At 46.7% G+C, this 16,912-nt stretch carries 16 protein-coding genes; 13 read left to right on the top strand and 3 right to left on the bottom strand.

What is annotated here, in order from left to right:
- The first annotated feature begins 14 nt into the window (after positions 1–14).
- The 3 genes from KJS52_RS01920 to KJS52_RS27605 all read left to right on the top strand — a co-directional run bounded on the left by KJS52_RS01920 (position 15) and on the right by KJS52_RS27605 (position 1,620).
- On the top strand, positions 15–722 hold the full coding sequence (locus tag KJS52_RS01920) for an FAD-dependent oxidoreductase (protein WP_213512944.1): 708 nt from the start codon (positions 15–17) through the stop codon (positions 720–722).
- 283 nt (positions 723–1,005) lie between these two features.
- Positions 1,006–1,398, top strand: coding sequence for a RidA family protein (locus KJS52_RS01915; RefSeq protein ID WP_213512943.1), 393 nt, complete (start codon positions 1,006–1,008; stop codon positions 1,396–1,398).
- A gap of 120 nt (positions 1,399–1,518) precedes the next feature.
- A complete protein-coding gene (locus KJS52_RS27605; protein WP_281425534.1) occupies positions 1,519–1,620 on the top strand; it encodes a TetR/AcrR family transcriptional regulator in 102 nt (33 codons plus the stop codon).
- A gap of 259 nt (positions 1,621–1,879) precedes the next feature.
- On the opposite strand, the gene KJS52_RS01905 is transcribed toward KJS52_RS27605, so the two are convergent.
- Together KJS52_RS01905 and KJS52_RS01900 are read right to left on the bottom strand one after the other, a co-directional pair.
- Complete coding sequence (locus tag KJS52_RS01905; RefSeq protein ID WP_213513767.1) at positions 1,880–3,064, bottom strand: MFS transporter; 1,185 nt, start codon at positions 3,062–3,064, stop codon at positions 1,880–1,882.
- An 8-nt stretch (positions 3,065–3,072) separates the two neighbouring features.
- Complete coding sequence (locus tag KJS52_RS01900; RefSeq protein WP_213512942.1) at positions 3,073–4,077, bottom strand: ROK family protein; 1,005 nt, start codon at positions 4,075–4,077, stop codon at positions 3,073–3,075.
- A 244-nt stretch (positions 4,078–4,321) separates the two neighbouring features.
- On the opposite strand from KJS52_RS01900, the gene helD reads away from it, so the two are divergent.
- A complete protein-coding gene (helD, locus tag KJS52_RS01895; protein ID WP_213512941.1) occupies positions 4,322–6,736 on the top strand; it encodes an RNA polymerase recycling motor HelD in 2,415 nt (804 codons plus the stop codon).
- A 34-nt stretch (positions 6,737–6,770) separates the two neighbouring features.
- On the opposite strand, the gene KJS52_RS01890 is transcribed toward helD, so the two are convergent.
- The gene (locus KJS52_RS01890; RefSeq protein WP_213512940.1) at positions 6,771–7,733 is read right to left on the bottom strand and encodes a helix-turn-helix transcriptional regulator; all 963 of its coding nucleotides are present in this window, start codon (positions 7,731–7,733) and stop codon (positions 6,771–6,773) included.
- A gap of 111 nt (positions 7,734–7,844) precedes the next feature.
- Between KJS52_RS01890 and KJS52_RS01885 the strand changes: the two genes are divergently transcribed.
- The 9 genes from KJS52_RS01885 (at position 7,845) to KJS52_RS01845 (ending at position 16,730) form a co-directional block, all read left to right on the top strand.
- A complete protein-coding gene (locus KJS52_RS01885) occupies positions 7,845–8,324 on the top strand; it encodes a GyrI-like domain-containing protein (RefSeq protein ID WP_213512939.1) in 480 nt (159 codons plus the stop codon).
- A 14-nt stretch (positions 8,325–8,338) separates the two neighbouring features.
- On the top strand, positions 8,339–8,803 hold the full coding sequence (locus tag KJS52_RS01880) for a DUF8821 family protein (protein WP_213512938.1): 465 nt from the start codon (positions 8,339–8,341) through the stop codon (positions 8,801–8,803).
- Positions 8,804–8,807: 4 nt separating this feature from the next.
- Positions 8,808–9,134, top strand: coding sequence for a hypothetical protein (locus KJS52_RS01875; protein ID WP_213512937.1), 327 nt, complete (start codon positions 8,808–8,810; stop codon positions 9,132–9,134).
- 221 nt (positions 9,135–9,355) lie between these two features.
- Entirely contained in the window at positions 9,356–11,998 is a 2,643-nt protein-coding gene (ppsA, locus tag KJS52_RS01870) for a phosphoenolpyruvate synthase (protein WP_213512936.1), read from the top strand.
- Positions 11,999–12,153: 155 nt separating this feature from the next.
- Positions 12,154–12,372: a hypothetical protein gene (locus KJS52_RS01865; protein ID WP_213512935.1), complete on the top strand. Its 219-nt coding sequence runs from the start codon at positions 12,154–12,156 to the stop codon at positions 12,370–12,372.
- 217 nt (positions 12,373–12,589) lie between these two features.
- A complete protein-coding gene (gene alr, locus KJS52_RS01860) occupies positions 12,590–13,783 on the top strand; it encodes an alanine racemase (RefSeq protein WP_246563043.1) in 1,194 nt (397 codons plus the stop codon).
- The gene (locus tag KJS52_RS01855) at positions 13,749–14,582 is read left to right on the top strand and encodes a D-alanyl-D-alanine carboxypeptidase family protein (protein WP_213512934.1); all 834 of its coding nucleotides are present in this window, start codon (positions 13,749–13,751) and stop codon (positions 14,580–14,582) included. Before alr ends, KJS52_RS01855 begins: the two co-directional genes overlap by 35 nt.
- Positions 14,582–15,643, top strand: coding sequence for a D-alanine--D-serine ligase VanG (gene vanG / locus KJS52_RS01850; protein ID WP_213512933.1), 1,062 nt, complete (start codon positions 14,582–14,584; stop codon positions 15,641–15,643). Before KJS52_RS01855 ends, vanG begins: the two co-directional genes overlap by 1 nt.
- 40 nt (positions 15,644–15,683) lie before the next feature.
- Complete coding sequence (locus tag KJS52_RS01845; RefSeq protein WP_213512932.1) at positions 15,684–16,730, top strand: acyltransferase family protein; 1,047 nt, start codon at positions 15,684–15,686, stop codon at positions 16,728–16,730.
- The last annotated feature ends 182 nt before the right edge of the window (positions 16,731–16,912 follow it).

Raw genomic sequence — 16,912 nt, 5'->3', positions numbered from 1 at the left:
AGGGAGCTGATAAAATGGGTTTCTTTCAAGATATGATCGCGGTATTCAAAAAGAAGGAGCTATTATTTCTGGAAAGCTTCAAAGAATCAGACGATGTGTACAGCTTTCTATTTGAAAAACCGCAGCATTTGACATGGAACGCCGGACAATACGGCTTGTTCAGCATTGCGCATAAGACGATAAAAAATAATACGCGCCCTTTCAGCATCGCTTCTGCTCCTGCAGAAAATGTTGTTCGAATTACGACGCGCATCAGCAGCAATCCGAGCGATTTTAAAAAGGCGCTGCTGGAATTGAAGCAGGGCATGAGCATCAAAATGGGGGGGCCTGTAGGAGCGTTTGCTTTGGATGACAACAGTCCGTCTCTGCTAGTCGCAGGCGGTATTGGCATCACACCAATTCGATCAATCCTGAAGCAATTGGAAGCAGAAAAAAGAGGAGACGAGCGCCCAATCCATCTGCTCTATATGGATAGCAATCAATCCTATCTATTTAAGGATGAGCTTGATCGAATTGCTGCTCATACATTAGTTGAGGTCACTTATTTGAATCGAAGAGAGGACGTACAACAAGAGATTGATAAGTTTATCGCCTTGCATAAGGACAATGGCAACTACTTTGTTGCAGGATCGAAGTCAATGGTCGACTCTGTTGCTGCCCATGTGCAAAGCCGTAATATTCCAAAGCGAAATATTAAAAAGGATGTCTTCTTCGGCTATTAGCAAATCGCTATCCGCATCTTGGCTTAAGCGTTGAACATAGGATAGAGCTTATGGTATTATTATCCTTGGATTTGAAAAACAATATCTATTTTTGATTGAATATATTATTTCACACTATAAGGAAGGGGAGTATTCAGAGCATGAAGAAGAACAAACTTCAATTTTTACCTGTCGGCTATGGATACTCTACTGCTGTTTTCTTCTAAAATATTCAGAAATTGGTGAAGTCTGTCTATTTGCCGAGAAAATAAGCAGAAACTATTATAGTGAGTGAGGTAATATTATGCAAAACATTATTAGAAAAAATCCTGAGTTTATGCCAAAGCCAGTAGGCAACTACAGCCATATCACTAGAGTGCCAAAGGGTGCGGGCTTGATTGTTACATCCGGCCAAGTTGGAACCGATATGAATGGTCATATTCCTTCAAGCTTAAATGAGCAAATCACAAATACTTTCGCAAACATGAAAAGGGTCCTAGAATCAGAAGGGCTGAATGAGGATAATGTTATTAAGGTAAATATATGGGCAACAGAGGAGATAGATTGGGAGCATTTCTACGCGCTATGGGATGAGTTGTTTAGAACCGCATACCCGTCTATGACTGTTGCGTATATTTCTGCATTAGGCTGGCCAGAATTGAAAATTGAAATTGAGCTTTGGTGTGCTGAAGTTTAATGAATTAGCAGGGGTGTCTAGAAAAGTCAGTGGAAACTGACACTAGCCGCCCCTTTTTATTGAATGCTGGAAAACAATAATTTGAGGCGAGGACGATATATGAGAAGTCGTTAACAAAGCTTGCTGGATACAGCGCTTACATTATTTATCGAGCTTGGCTATGAAAACACATCGATTCAAATGATTCTCGATCAGTCAGGCGTATCGAAAGGGACTTTCTAGGATGGAAATCGCGGAATAACGCCTATCGAAGAAGACGAATGGCCCGCGTTGAAGGCGATGTTGCGTTTACGACACTGTTAAATCGATTGCTTGAGCTTAAGCTGGCCATCCCTGAGGAAGAAGTAAACTGGCATTTTTCATTATTTTCACAAGGCTAATCGGCGCTGCCAGTAAAATTCTAACCGCATATACAGACTTCTCGCAGTAAAAAAGGCTTGTTCGGAAAGTCAGTGACGCTGACAATCCGAACAAGCCTTCTTCATGCAGGTGTCATTAACTGGCGGTTCACTTTCTCTGTGCTTAACCACATAAAGAGCAAACATACGAGCACAACATAAGGGAATAATTGCACGCTGATCTGTGCGGCCGCAAACCCGAACAAAGGAGGAAGCAGCGTTGTTCCTGTATAGGCAACCGCCATTTGGTAGCCCATAAGCTTCGCGGAATGTGCTTTGCCGAATCTGGCTGGAGTTTCATGCAGCAATCCTGGATAAATAGGCGCAAGACCAAGGCCAACCAATACAAAACCAACGAGCGACAACGATGCCGGCAGCGGAAGCAGCAGTACAATTCCGCCGACAATTGCAATGAGCTGGCCGAAGCGAATTAACAGGCGATTGGAAATCTTCATCGTAATAAATCCAGTAATCATCCGTCCGACTGTAATTCCGCCATAATAAAAGGAGACCCACATCGCCGCTGTACCCGCTGCAATGTTCTTCGCTCCAACCAAATAGCTGGCTCCCCACAGCCCTACTGTCGACTCAACTCCACAGTAGAACAAAAAGGCTATTAGCGTCGGTTTTACCCCTTTTATCCTTAAAATACCGGACTTAGCTGCTGGCTGATGCTGCAGCTTGTCGGCAGTATCATTTTCTTCTTCAAGTTGTGGTGGCTGCTCCGGTACGCGTAAAGCAGAGACACGCTTCCACATAGGAAGTGTAACCAATAAAATAAGGACAAGCGCAAACTGAATGATCGCAACTGTTGTATAGCCGCTTCTCCAGGAGTGCTGATCGGCAACATAATAGGACATAATAATCGGCCCCATTGTTGCGCCCACGCCCCAAAAGCAGTGCAACCAGTTCATATGATGCGCTTTATAATTTTCCGCAACATAATGATTCAAAGCCGCATCAACTGCACCTGCACCCAGCCCAAGCGGGATCGCCAGCATGACAAGCCAGACCATCGAAGGTGCGATCGAGAAACCGAGCAAAGCTCCTGCAGTAAGAAGGCAGCTAAGCAGCGTAATTTTACCTGTGCCCAAGCGTTGGATCAAAGAGCCGCTGACCAAGCTTGAAACGATCGTGCCTCCCGCAATAATCATTGAAATCAGTCCCGCAGAGCCGATCGATGCTCCAATTTCAGGCCACATGACTGGCCATGCTGATCCTAGCAAGGAGTCGGGAAGTCCCAAGCTAATAAACGCCAAATAAATGATAAGACTGCTTAATGTGAAAAAAGTAGGGCAGGCTCTAGCTCCTTTAAGGTTAGCGAGCGCATGCCCGCTTCAAAGTCCTGTTGAAAGGTTTGCTTTAGTACAACCTCCGGATCGGATGGCATTGGATGATGACGGCGATAAGCTTCCCACGCCGCCATCAAGCTGTCAGCATCAAGCCGATACTGATAGATGACGATTTTGTCTGGAGCGAGCACGACATTCACGGTATGGATAATTTGACAGACAGCTTGCACGAACCTTTCCTTCGTCATTTCTAGCGTCCAATCGAGGCTGAGAGGGAGAAATTTAATTTCTCCAGACATGCCATTTTTCCCCTTAATAATCTCTCCATTAAGATAAATGCCCATGCCAGGTGGGTATTTCATCGGGAAGTAAATGCCAAGGATACATTGCTCTGCTTCCAGTTCGTGTTTCATTGCATAGCCGAAGATGGCAGCATTTACATCGTTTTCGATCATAACAGGCAACCCAAAACGTGATTCGATCTCTTCAATCATACGAAAACCGGTCAGCTCATGATGGCTGCTTACTGTAATTTCACCATTAACAGCCTGACCGGGAATACCAATGCCGATCACCTTGATTGAGGGATATAGCGTTATAAAGTGTTCAATTATTGCAAAGAGTCGCTGCCGATCGAAAGTAGGCATCACGAATTGTTCATTTGCCAACAAATCATTTTTCAAGTTGATGATGGCTGCTGAAATCAGCTCCTGACCGTCGTTTTCCTTTAAATAGAGGATAAGCCCGAGGCTGAAATTATAATTGTATTTGTAGGTTAATGCAGGCCTTCCTCCGTTGGAAGGCACCGTTTCGTCTTCAAACAGTTCACCAAGCATATACAGCTCCTTGATCAAGGAATTTACCGTAACTACGCTTAACTTGGTTAAAGAGGCGAGCTGAGGCTTGGTAGCTGTTTCTACACGCTTCATAACTTGACGTACATTATTTAAATTAATTTCCTTCATTAAATTAGCACTTGCTTTTTTCATAAGTCCCACCTTAAATGCGACAATGATAAAATAAAAAAACTTGGCTGGATCAGCCAAGATGTATAAAAAAACATTGAACACAAAAAGAACGCTATGATATAATGGGTAGCGCATTGCGAAAAATCAATATTTAACTGGATGATACATTTTAATTTCTTTTCCTAAATTAATTGTACACCAGTGACCTTTGATTTGTCAATGCTCTTTTATCCAAATTTTAAATGGCGAAGGAGTGTTCACTATTATGGAAGAGAAGGAATGGCGCAAGGAACAAGAGCGGCTGGACTACGTTAGTGAAAAACTGAAGGCGAGAATTGCCGAATTGGAACCGCTCGTTTCCGAGCTGCACAATCAGGCGTCTGACATTCGCAGAAGATTTTGGGAGGACGTTACTGTTAATACGAGCTCAGAGGAAGAATTTGAAGAAACCTTTTATGCGATCAAGCAGCAAGCGGCGTTGCTATCCGAGCGTGAGCGCGGCCACAAGCTGCTTAAGCAGCAATGGAAGAGCCTGAATCGGCTGCTGCCTTCTCCTTATTTCGGACGAATTGATTTTGTTGAAGATGGACAAACCGCAATCGAGCAAATTTATATTGGGGTTTCCTCCTTCGTCGACGAGGATGAATTAAGCTTCCTCATTTATGATTGGCGTACGCCGATAGCAAGTCTGTACTATGACCATTCCCTCGGAGCTGCCTATTACGACACGCCGATTGGTCGCATTACAGGCACAATGGAGCTGAAGCGGCAATATCAAATTCACAATGGACAGCTGCGCAATATGTTCGATGCAAGCGTCACAATCGGCGATGAATTGCTTCAGCAAGCGCTGGCTAAAGGTGCAGATTCGCAAATGAAAAGTATTGTTTCGACGATCCAGAAGGAGCAAAACGCGATTATCCGAGATGATCATAGCCGGCTGCTTATTGTGCAAGGGGCGGCTGGCAGCGGAAAGACATCGGCAGCTCTGCAGCGCGTAGCGTATTTGCTGTACAAAAACCGTGATACGCTCAAGGCTGACCAAATCGTGCTGTTCTCGCCCAATCCGATTTTCAACAGCTATGTATCTACCGTCCTTCCCGAGCTGGGCGAGGAAAACATGCAGCAGACTACGCTGCAGGAATTTCTCGAATACTGGCTTGGCTCGTCGCTGTCTCTGGAGGACCCATTTGATCAAATCGAATATGTGTTGACGGCGCAATCGACTGCCAATTATGAGGCGCGGCTGCAAGGGATCAAGTACAAGGCGTCCGAAGCTTTTTTGCAAGCTCTGCAAAACTATGCACAGTGGCTGGAACGAGAAGGCATGCTTTTCAAGGGCATTACGTTTCGCGATCGCGAGCTGATTAGCGGCGAGCAAATAAGAACGCAATTTTACAGCTACGACTCCTCATTGCGCGTGTCCAATCGGATTGAGCTGCTGCAGCGTTGGCTGATGCAGGAGCTGAAGCAGCTGGAACGCAAGGAATGCAACGCGTCTTGGGTGGAAGAGGAGATCAATTATCTCGACAACGAGCAGTATGCAGAGGTGTTCAGCAAGCTGCATAAAGAAAGGGAAGTTCTTGATCTGGCTGAGCATTACGCGATTGGCAGCGAGATCATATTCAATAAGCGCCGGGAGGATGAAGGCGACTTTAACTTCGCCGAGCGCGAGGAAGAATTGCTCAAGCAAATGATCGTCAAAAGCAGCTTTAAGCCGTTAAGGCAAGGCGTGAAGAAATTAGCATTTATCGATATCCATGCTCTGTACACGCAATTGTTTGACGATACAGCAGCCTATCGTGAGAAGACGGGCGAGAGCGAGCTCCCGGAGCTATGGCCGGAAATTTGCCAGCAGACGAAGCAAAAGCTGGATCGGCACGAGCTTTATTATGAGGATGCGACACCGTATTTATATTTAAAGGAACTGATTGAGGGGGTGCGAACGAATAAGGAAATTCGCCATGTCTTTGTTGATGAAGGGCAGGATTACTCGCCGTTTCAATATGAGTACCTCAAAAAGCTGTTTCCTCGTGCCCGCATGACCGTGCTTGGTGATTTTGGCCAGGCGATTTATATGCAGTCTACCAACTTGCAGCACGCCAATTCGCCGCTGCTGCGGCTTTATGGCGAAGCGGAAACAAGCTTGATCCGGCTAACGCGCAGCTACCGCTCCACGCGAGAAATTGTGGAATTTACGAAAATGCTGCTTACGGATGCGTCAGATATCGTACCCTTCGACAGAAGCGGAGCAAAGCCGCTGCTTGTCAAGTTGGCAGGGGAAGAGCAGCGGGAGCAGCGGATGCTAAGCGATATCGCAGCTCTTCAAGCAGATGGCTTCGAATCTATTGCGATCATTACGAAAACGGCTGCCGAAAGTCGCGCTGCCTATGAAGCATTGCAGCAGCAGGGAAGCGAGGCTGTGCAGCTTATTACGAAGGAAACGGCCACCTTCCAGAAAGGCGTCATGGTTATTCCTGTTTATCTCGCCAAAGGAGTGGAGTTTGATGCCGTTCTTATCTATGAAGCATCGGCTCAAGCCTACAACCATGAAAATGAGCGCAAGCTTCTCTACACGGCCTGTACGCGGGCAATGCACCAGCTGCTGCTTTACTCAACTGGAGAATGGTCGCCGTTGCTGCAAGGCATCCATCCAGACCTGTACGAGCTTACAAGCTAGAAATGTGTCTGATACGCTGAGGAGAACAGCCTAATTATGGGCAATATAAATTTAATCGCTGCTGTAAATGATCCAGCAGCTGCTCAGGCATTTCTCTGACCTTCACATCTTCACCCAGGAATAGCAGCCAGTTTGCCATTTCGCTTAATTCCTCAGGTAGATGAACATGAATAAAGGCTCTCAGGATGGCGGTCGTTTGAAACGGATTCGTATAGGAGACGGAAAACTTCACAGGATGATATTTTTTAAACTGGGCAACCGCCTTTGGACCAAGCTCCAGAACGAGGTTGTAGGCTTCCTCCTGCTTGTTGGCCATTTCGATAATCTTTTTCCTGCTTACTCTTTTTTTCACCGGATATGGTTGAACATCAGTAAGATTGTCGACAGGAAAAATCCGTCTTCTTTGCTGCTCCAACTCAAAGCCTTCAATAAGCCAGACGCTTTTTTCGCGATAGATATGGAGAAGATAAATAGGATACGACTTTATTTGCTTTTCTTCCGCTATGGACAACATTAAATAACTGTCCTGCAAAAGAATTTGAATCAGCTTTTCCAGCATCGGATGGGGCAGGTCTGATAGATCCAGCAAGTCGGGATTGTTAGGATTGGTCCCTTCGAAGAGCAAAATTTGGTTCAACAGCACAAGGTCATCCTGCTGGTTTTCCGAGATTAGGCCCAGTAATTTTTCAGCTAAAGATTGGCGGCTCTGCAAATAAGGAAGCTGCAGGTTTCTTGTAGCCATAAAGGCAATAAACAGCGCTTTAATTTCGTTGTCAGTGAAGCGAACTGTGGGCAGAACAGAATTGTTCATGACAAAATAGCCGCCGTCGCGCCCGGTTTCTGCGACCAGCGGCATTCCCATCGCTTCAATTTCTCTTATATCTCGAATTGCAGTCGAGCGTGAAATGTTAAATTCCTGCATAATTTCTGAAATGGTAAAGTGGGCACGGTTGTTTATATACCGCATGATGATATTAATCCGTTCTACTTTTTTCATCGGGCCCTCCTAAACAGTATCATTTTTTGACATGATTTAACGCTATTATATACCTATCAAGTGAAAAGACAAATCATTTGAAAAAAAATTAAACAAAGGATGGATTTGAACATGGCAAATTATACGCTTGCGGAAAAAGACAGCTTTACTGTATTGGGGATTGGCATTGAGCTTAAGAGCGACTATACAGATTATGCGGGCATTAACAAAGAGAAGGCTGATTTCTGGACGACTATTCAACAAGATGGAACGCTTGACACTTTAAAGAAGATTGCCGCTAACGAATATATTTTTGCAGTTAATGAAGCCGTCAACAACAAGATGATGTACTACGCTGGTGTGTTGACAGAGGACACGCTGCCTGAAGCAACGAGAATGATCCAATTTCCGAAAGGGGAATACTTAGTTGTTCAAGGGGAAGCGGAAACTGCTGAGCAGCTTGGCAATATGCTGACAGGCATTGCCTTCGGTCAAGTTTTGCCGGAAGCGAAAGATTTCGCTTATGTCGGCGGGCCAAATACAACAGTCGAAATGGGGCAGCGCAACGGCTTAGTATTTGGCGAGGTGTGGATTCCGGTTATTAGAAAATAAGAGGTGGATTGAACATGTCCTATATCGTTGACTTTAAAAACGTGTCTACACTTGGCTTGGAATCATCGCCGGTAGCAGAAGCACTTGCCGGCTTGCGAGCAAACGAGGCTCGTTACTTTATGACCAAATATAAGCATCCATTTACGGTTGTGCCAGCTAGCGAAAGCCAGGAGACGATTGATTATGTGAAACGGATTTTGAAGCAAGAGCGCAATATTGAATTTGCAGCCAAGCCGTTAGAAACATCGAGCTTGCAAGTGGAAAATATTAAATGGACCCACGTTTTTTATGAGGATGGTCTCGCGGTTAACGTCTTATATACGCTTGATGATCCTAAGAAGCGGGCTGTAGGCTTTAAGCTTGCTGAAGGAATGGAAGTGCCAAAGGAGCTGGAGGGTAAATTCAAGTTTGCCAGACAGAAATCCAAACTGGCTGGAACGATTCGCGGCTCTTTCTTTGTCATCAAAGGGGAATACTAAGGTAATGGTAGGTTGGATTGTCGTTGGTTTTTTAATTTTGCACCTTGTCATGGCAGCTATTATGGCGGTTTTCCCTAGAGATGAGAGCATGAGGAACACGATCGGACTGCAGGCTTACACTCCTAAGCCACAGTCAGCAGGGGACTATATTTTTAACGGGCTCGTTTTTCTAATTGCAGGCGGGGCGTTTTATATGGAGCGCATAAATGAGCGGATTGCGCCTAAAAAATGGTTTGTTCGTATTGGCATAAGAATAGCGGTGCTAGCCAGCGCTGTGCTTGTAGTATTCATACTCGCCATTATAATGGAGCTTATTGATGAGGCTGTGTAAATTAAATAATCCAAGAAAAAAACGAGCTGCTGCTTTTATGCAGAGCTCGTTTTTTCTTGGAAAAATTTTATATTGCATAGAAACAGACAGAGTGATACAATCGAATCACTACTGATCCCATCATATTTGGACATAGTTAGTTCATCTTACAATTTAATTGTAGCATGCAGCTAAAGCTCTTGTCAACTGTTTTTTCAATTTACTGGTTAGGGGAGATTTGAATGAGTTCTTTCGTATTAGGTTTGCATGAAATGGAAAGCAGACAGCTTTCGCTAGTTGGCGGGAAAGGATTGAATTTAGGGGTATTAGCAAAGCTCGAAGGAATCCAAGTACCTGAAGGCTTCTGTGTTACAACCGAGGCCTATCAAACTGTGATCGGGCAAAACACGATCTTCAATGCGCTGCTGGATCAGCTAGCCGAGCTAAAAGCAGAAGATCTAGCTCAAATTAGTGAAGTTAGTAGCAGAATCAGACAAATTATTGTCGAAGCAGAAATCCCCGCCGATGTTGTGAACGCTGTAACTCATTATCTCTCTCAATTAGGCAATGAGCACGCATATGCCGTACGTTCCAGCGCAACGGCTGAGGATTTGCCTTATGCCTCCTTTGCCGGGCAGCAGGACACCTATTTAAATATTATCGGTATCGAAGCCATCTTGCAGCATATAAGCAAATGCTGGGCTTCTCTATTTACAGATCGCGCGGTCATTTATCGCATGCAAAACGGGTTTGACCATCGCCAGGTTTATTTATCTGTAATCGTTCAAAGGATGGTGTTTCCACAAGCGTCAGGAATTTTATTTACTGCTGATCCAGTGACGTCCAACCGAAAGCTGCTATCCATCGATGCCAGCTATGGACTTGGAGAAGCGCTCGTTTCCGGTTTAGTCTCAGCGGATTGCTATAAAGTGCTGGAGGAAAAAATCGTTGACAAGCGGATCGGCACAAAAAAATTGGCGATCTTCGGGCGAACAGAAGGCGGTACTGAGACCAGGCAGCTTGATCCTGAACAGCAAACGGCCCAAACCTTGACGGACCAGCAAATTTTGCAGCTGGCACGCCTCGGCAGACGACTCGAGGCTCATTTCGGCCAGCCCCAAGATATCGAATGGTGCTTGGAGAGCGATACCTTTTATGTTGTACAAAGCAGGCCAATTACAACATTATATCCAATCCCTGAAGCTAATGATCAGGAAAATCGCGTTTATATCTCCGTCGGTCACCAGCAAATGATGACTGCCCCGATAAAGCCGCTCGGACTGTCTTTTTATTTGTTAACGACTCCCGCACCTATGCGCAGAGCTGGGGGAAGATTATATGTTGATGTTACGGCCATGCTCGCTTCTCCTGCAGGCAGAGCTGCTTTGTTAAATACGATAGGGCAATCCGAGCCGCTCGTGAAAGACGCGCTTATGACTATAATAAAGCGGGACGATTTTATTAAGCCGCTGCCGATGAACAATAACGAGCAAGCGAACGAGCAAGCGAATGAGCAAGCTAGCGCCAAGAGCAATAAAGCTAAGGCGCCTGCTGGCATTGAAGCTCCATTCGAGCATGATCCGAGCATCGTTTCCGCTTTGATAAAGCGCAGTGAAGCATCGATAGAAGAGCTGAAGCAGCGGATTCAGACCAAGTCAGGCTCGGCTTTGCTGGACTTCATATTGGAGGATATGCAGCAATTAAAGAGCATTTTATTCGACCCGCAAAGCTCCGCAGCAATTAAAGCAGCGATGGATGCTTCTGCTTGGATTAATGAAAACATGTACAACTGGTTAGGCGAGAAAAGCGCCGCAGATACGCTTTCTCAGTCTGTACCAAACAATATTACGTCAGAAATGGGGCGGGAGCTGCTCGAGGTCGCAGATATAATCCGTCCATATCCGCAGGTGATCGAATATTTGCAGCATGTTGCCGATGACAATTTTGGCGATGGACTGGTCAAGCTGGAGGGTGGAAAGCAAGCCCGTGACGCGATCAATGCTTATTTGAACAAATACGGCATGCGCTGCACTGGCGAAATCGATATTACAAGGCCGCGATGGAGCGAAAAACCAGCTACTCTAATCCCACTGCTGCTAGGGAACATCAAAAGCTTTGAGCATAACGCCAGCAAGCGAATGTTTGAGCAAGGCCGATTGGAAGCATTGCTTAAGGAACAAGAGCTATTGCAACGATTGCAGCAGCTGCCGGATGGCGAACAAAAAGCAACTGAAACGAAACGAATGATCGACATCATTCGCAACTTAAGTGGATATCGAGAATATCCCAAATACAGCATGATTAGCCGCTACTTCATCTACAAGCAAGCCCTGCTAAAAGAAGCCGAGCAGCTCGTGCAAGCCGGCGTCATCGCTAATAAGGAAGACATCTATTATCTTACCTTTGCAGAGCTTCATGAGGTCGTGCGTACCAATAAACTGGATGAGCAGCTCATCAGCAAACGCAAGGACGACTATAGATGGTACGACAAATTAACCCCGCCGCGTGTTATTACATCCGACGGAGAAATCATTACAGGGGCGCACAAGCGAGAAAACCTTCCTGCCGGAGCAATTGCAGGCTTGCCGGTTTCTTCGGGCGTAATAGAAGGGAGAGCGCGTGTCATTTTGAACATGGAGGATGCCGAGCTGGAGGAAGGCGATATATTAGTTACCGCCTTTACTGATCCAAGCTGGACGCCGCTGTTCGTATCGATAAAAGGGCTGGTCACCGAAGCGGGCGGACTCATGACCCATGGAGCCGTAATTGCGCGTGAGTATGGCTTGCCGGCCGTTGTCTGTGTAGAAAATGCCACCACCTTAATTAAAGATGGGCAGCGAATTCGTGTGCACGGAACAGAAGGGTATATCGAAATCTTGCAGTAAACGATAATGAGAAAGGGCGATCGATTCGGTCGCCCTTTTTTTGTCATAAGAAGTAGCTGCGGACGGATCGGAAATGAATAAAACGACCAAGCAATTATTACACGAGCTCCATATGATACATATAAGCCTGCAAAATGGAAAGGAGGAACGGCAGCATGTTTCACTCCAAAAAGTCTGTCATCCGCTACAGCGGAGAAAAAGAAGGGCTTTCTGCTGTCTCGTCCATGTTAATTCAAAACAAGATTGATTTTATTTATCATAAAGAGAATGGAGGGTATATAAGAACGATAGATATGGTGGATAATAAGCAGATGATAGCCATGAACAAGGAGCTTGCTGAGCAGCATCCATCCTTAGAAATTAAAATATGGTGAGGGAAAGGCAAAGCAGCCAGCATATGAGCCGGCTGCTTTTTTGTTGTGTCAAAAAAGCCGGGCTGTAAGAATTTCGTAAGAAAATCCGCATAGAAAAATTAGATTACTGTGATAAGCAGCGAATAAATCGTAGCGTTGGTCTCGGTAAGATGGTATTAGCGAACAAGCTGAAATGAATCCAGAACAACTTACATGGACATGCACGGGAGGAATTACGATGAGCCAGTCGCGCTTCAAAATATACAGCCATACAGCGATAGAACCTGACACCTGGGCCGAAATTGATTTGATGCAAATTCGCGAGAACCTTCTGGCTATCCGCAATTATTTGCCCGCTTCGACCAAGCTGATGGCGGTTGTAAAAGCAAATGCGTACGGTCATGGCGATGTGCAAACGGCAAAGGAGGCAGCTCTGGCTGGAGCAGATTATTTGGCGGTTGCCTTTATCGAGGAAGCGATCCGGTTAAGACATGCCGGCTTGACGCTGCCCATTCTTATATTAACGCCGATTCGCCCGGAGCTCACTCCACTGGCACTGGAGTACGATTTAATGCTTACCGTCACACAAGCCTCCTGGTTTCAGGAAATGCGAGCCTACAAGCCCGTTCACACCAAGCATAAACTGCAGGTTCATCTCAAAATGGATACGGGCCTTGGGCGCATCGGAATTCGCACCAGACAGGATTGGCAAGAGCTCGTTCCGTGGCTGCTTGCGCCAGATATCGTTGTGGACGGATTTTATACACATTTTGCCACGGCCGGTCATGCAGATACCAGCTATCTAGAGCAGCAAATTCAACGTTTTCAGGACATGAAACGATGGAGCAGCGAGCTCCCTATGCCGATCAACCATTATCATTGTGCGGGAAGCGTAGCAGCACTTCGTTTCCCTGAGCTGTCTATGGACATGGTGCGCATCGGAGCTGCGATGCATGGCTTTTATCCGAAGCAGCATATACAAAGTCTCGAGCTAAAGCCGGCAATGAGTCTGCATAGTCGGTTGCTCCAGACGAAAAGGGTAAACAAAGGGGACTATATTGGCTACGACAACGCCTATCAGGCGCAAACAGAGCAATGGATTGGTACGGTGCCGATCGGTTACGCCGATGGCTGGACACAAAGAATGCAGCTTACCGACGTGCTCGTTGGGGGCTGCCGCGCCAAGGTGATCGGGAAAATTTCGATGGATCAGTTAATGGTGCAGCTGCCGGCATATGTGCCGCCAGGGGAGAAGGTTACGCTAATTGGCGGTGCGGGAGAGGAAAGCATCTCCATACAAGAATTGGCCGAACATATCGGCAGCGTGCCGCAGGAAATCTCGAGCTCCATTACTAACCGCGTTACAAGAACATATAAAAGAAGTGGAGGAAAAACAAATGAACGCATCCCAAGTAAAGCAAGCGCATTATAGCATTCAAGTAAGCAATGATGAACAATTCAACGGGCATTTAGTGTTGGTCAACCAACAGCATCCTGTTAGAAAAAAAGCGAAGCAGCTTATCGCTGTTGACACCTTTCCTTCCATAAAGCAAATCGATAAAGGCATGAAGCTGGAAAAAACATGTCTTGAGCAATTGCATTTGCTGCTGCAGGCTTGCGGAGGGATCGACGACATTGTTGCCGTCAGCGGCTATCGCACCAAGAAGGAGCAAACGCAAATTTATAATGATTCGCTTATTGAACGAGGGGCAGCCTATACGTCCAAATATGTCGCGTGGCCCGGTCACAGTGAGCATCAAACGGGTCTTGCGATCGACGTTGGCAGATTGAAAGCAACGCTCGATTTTATCGCACCAGCATTTCCGGATACGGGAATATACAAGTCCTTCAGGCAGCATGCCGCAGATTACGGCTTTATTCTCCGCTATAAGCGGGAAAAACAGTCGATTACTCGTATTGCCTATGAACCATGGCATTTTCGTTACGTAGGCTATCCTCATGCAAAATTGATGGAGCAGCATGATCTTTGTCTGGAGGAGTATATCGACTTTGTGCAACATTATCGCTATGACGGAGAGCAGCTTGTGGTGCAAGAAAAGCATGCTACAACGAGCATTTATTATGTGCCGGCAGAGGAAGGGAGTCATACCGAGATTCCTATCCTGCAAAGCGACGTTTACCGCGTCTCCGGAAACAATCGTGACGGCTTTATCGTAACTGTGATGACCAAGCATCAGGAAAAACTGCCAGGCGTAAGGGGGAATATGTGATGAATAAACAAACCATTGCCATTTTGTTCGGCGGCCGCTCTGGTGAGTACGACGTATCTTTAAACTCTGCTGCTGCGGTAATCGAGCATTTGGACACAGCTAAGTATGAGCTTGTTTTAATTGGAATTACCCGGGAAGGAAATTGGCTGCGCTATGGCGGAAGCATCGAGGACATTCGTCTTGATCGCTGGCATGAGCATCCGAGCTGTACACCGTCCTTTTTCTCGCCAAGCAGGGACGTTAAGGGCTTGGTGGAGCTTGCAGGAACAGAGTTTCGCATTACGCCGGTCGATGTTGTATTCCCGGTGCTGCATGGCAAATATGGTGAGGATGGAACCTTGCAGGGGCTGCTTGAGCTTGCAGGAATCCCGTTCGTAGGCTGCGGCATGCTGTGCTCTGCGCTGTGCATGGACAAGGAGCTGGCGCATAAGCTGGTGCAGACAGCGGGCATTGAAACGCCGCGCTCACTTACCCTTTATAAGGGCGAGAGCATGGAGGAGAGCCTGTCAGTCGCACAGCAGCTGGGCTTTCCGCTGTTCGTCAAGCCGGCAAGATCCGGTTCATCGCTCGGCATTGCCAAGGTGTACAGCATGGAGCAGCTCGCTGCCGGCATCGAAAACGCCTTTGCTCATGACAGCAAGGTCGTTGTTGAGCAAAATATCGAAGGATTTGAGGTAGGGTGCGCAGTGCTCGGCAATTCCGATCCGATGATCGGCGTAATTGACGAAATCGAGCTGCAGGCAGATTTTTTCGATTACGCTGAAAAGTATACGTTGGCCCATTCCACGATCCACCTGCCAGCTCGCATTGACGACCATACAGCAAGCAAAGTAAAAGAGACGGCGCGAGCGATTTATGAAGTATTGGGCTGCAAAGGCTTTGCACGTGTCGATATGTTTATCACTGCTGATGGACGTATTGTATTCAACGAAGTAAATACGATACCGGGCTTCACCGCAAGCTCCCGCTATCCTAACATGCTGCGGGCAAGCGGGCTTGCCTATGGACAAATTCTCGACAGGCTGATTGAGCTCGCCGCCGAGGAGTGGGCTGGCGCATGACCATTATGCATATTTGCGAAGGGGAAGGGCGGCTGCCTGAATGACATCGAAAACAAGCTACGGGGCGGTTGATTACTTCAGAATCATTGCGGCGGTCCTCGTTATTATGATCCATACGCGTCCCTTGGCAACCTATACCGAATATGGAGACTTTCTGCTTACCGGCATCATTGCGCGGCTGGCTGTACCGTTCTTTTTCATGGCCGCTGGCTTCTTTCTGTTTTGCAAGTCGGATGAAGCTGGTCGTTTGAGCTGGTCCGTGGTCAATCGGTATGTGTCCCGAATTGCACTTCTTTATCTGCTGTCGATCATTTTATATGTGCCGATCAACGTGTACGCCGGTGATTTTAAAGAGCTTGGCTTGCTCGGGCTGCTGCAAGATATTGTGTTCGACGGCACGTTGTATCATCTATGGTATTTTCCGGCGTTGATTTTGGGCATTTATATTACGGTATTTTTGTACAAGAAGCTTTCCTTTTCGCTGCTGCTAATGATCAGCAGCTTGCTGTACATGATTGGGCTGCTTGGCGACAGCTACTTCGGATTAGCTCAGATGAGCTCTCCGCTGCATGCGCTCTATGAGCAAATGTTTTTGCTGTTCGACTATACGAGAAATGGGCTGTTTTTTGCGCCGATCTTTCTCGCACTAGGCGCGAGTCTTGCGCTGCGATCGAAGGCACTGGAAGCAAAGAAAGTGAAACTCTCGCAGCAGAGCCAAAGCGCGATCGGCTTTGCCGTCTGTCTGGGCTTGATGCTTACCGAAGGCATGCTGCTTGAGCATTTAGGTTGGCCGAGACATGACAGCATGTATATCTTCCTAGTTCCAGCTGTTTATTGCCTGTTCCAATGGCTGCTGGCACTGCAGGGCAAGAGCAATCGGCATTTACGACAAATCAGCACATGGCTTTATATCATTCATCCGCTCATGATCGTGCTTGTGCGCGGCATCGGCAAGGCTACTGATCTTAGCTGGCTGCTGCAAACGAACAGCATCGGTCACTTTATATCCGTTCTGCTGCTGTCCACTATTGCCTCGGTCATCATAGTCAGGCTCGATACCAGAAGGCGAGGAGCACAGCGTAGATAGACCTACGTGAGCACCGCAGCCTTCGATAGCGTGACATATTCGCCGTCGAACCCACTACAACGCCACACATCGTCATCAAAGCCGTGCTTTTTGAACTTCCGCTTTCAATGTAGGTTCAAAAAGCAGGGCTTTCAGGACCAAGAAGATGGCTCGATACCAGAAGGCGAGGAGCACAGCGTAGA

It is taken from the genome of Paenibacillus montaniterrae (genome assembly GCF_018403185.1).
Lineage (GTDB): Bacteria > Bacillota > Bacilli > Paenibacillales > Paenibacillaceae > Pristimantibacillus > Pristimantibacillus montaniterrae.
The sequence above is the reverse complement of the archived record's forward strand: the minus strand, read 5'-3'. Positions and strand labels throughout refer to the sequence as shown.

Coding starts and splice junctions, on each gene's coding strand:
- KJS52_RS01920 (WP_213512944.1), top strand. CDS start 15: ATGGGTTTCTTTCAAGATATGATCGCGGTATTCAAAAAGAAGGAGCTA.
- KJS52_RS01915 (WP_213512943.1), top strand. CDS start 1,006: ATGCAAAACATTATTAGAAAAAATCCTGAGTTTATGCCAAAGCCAGTA.
- KJS52_RS01900 (WP_213512942.1), bottom strand. CDS start 4,077: ATGAAAAAAGCAAGTGCTAATTTAATGAAGGAAATTAATTTAAATAAT.
- helD (WP_213512941.1), top strand. CDS start 4,322: ATGGAAGAGAAGGAATGGCGCAAGGAACAAGAGCGGCTGGACTACGTT.
- KJS52_RS01890 (WP_213512940.1), bottom strand. CDS start 7,733: ATGAAAAAAGTAGAACGGATTAATATCATCATGCGGTATATAAACAAC.
- KJS52_RS01885 (WP_213512939.1), top strand. CDS start 7,845: ATGGCAAATTATACGCTTGCGGAAAAAGACAGCTTTACTGTATTGGGG.
- KJS52_RS01880 (WP_213512938.1), top strand. CDS start 8,339: ATGTCCTATATCGTTGACTTTAAAAACGTGTCTACACTTGGCTTGGAA.
- KJS52_RS01875 (WP_213512937.1), top strand. CDS start 8,808: ATGGTAGGTTGGATTGTCGTTGGTTTTTTAATTTTGCACCTTGTCATG.
- ppsA (WP_213512936.1), top strand. CDS start 9,356: ATGAGTTCTTTCGTATTAGGTTTGCATGAAATGGAAAGCAGACAGCTT.
- KJS52_RS01865 (WP_213512935.1), top strand. CDS start 12,154: ATGTTTCACTCCAAAAAGTCTGTCATCCGCTACAGCGGAGAAAAAGAA.
- alr (WP_246563043.1), top strand. CDS start 12,590: ATGAGCCAGTCGCGCTTCAAAATATACAGCCATACAGCGATAGAACCT.
- KJS52_RS01855 (WP_213512934.1), top strand. CDS start 13,749: ATGAACGCATCCCAAGTAAAGCAAGCGCATTATAGCATTCAAGTAAGC.
- vanG (WP_213512933.1), top strand. CDS start 14,582: ATGAATAAACAAACCATTGCCATTTTGTTCGGCGGCCGCTCTGGTGAG.
- KJS52_RS01845 (WP_213512932.1), top strand. CDS start 15,684: ATGACATCGAAAACAAGCTACGGGGCGGTTGATTACTTCAGAATCATT.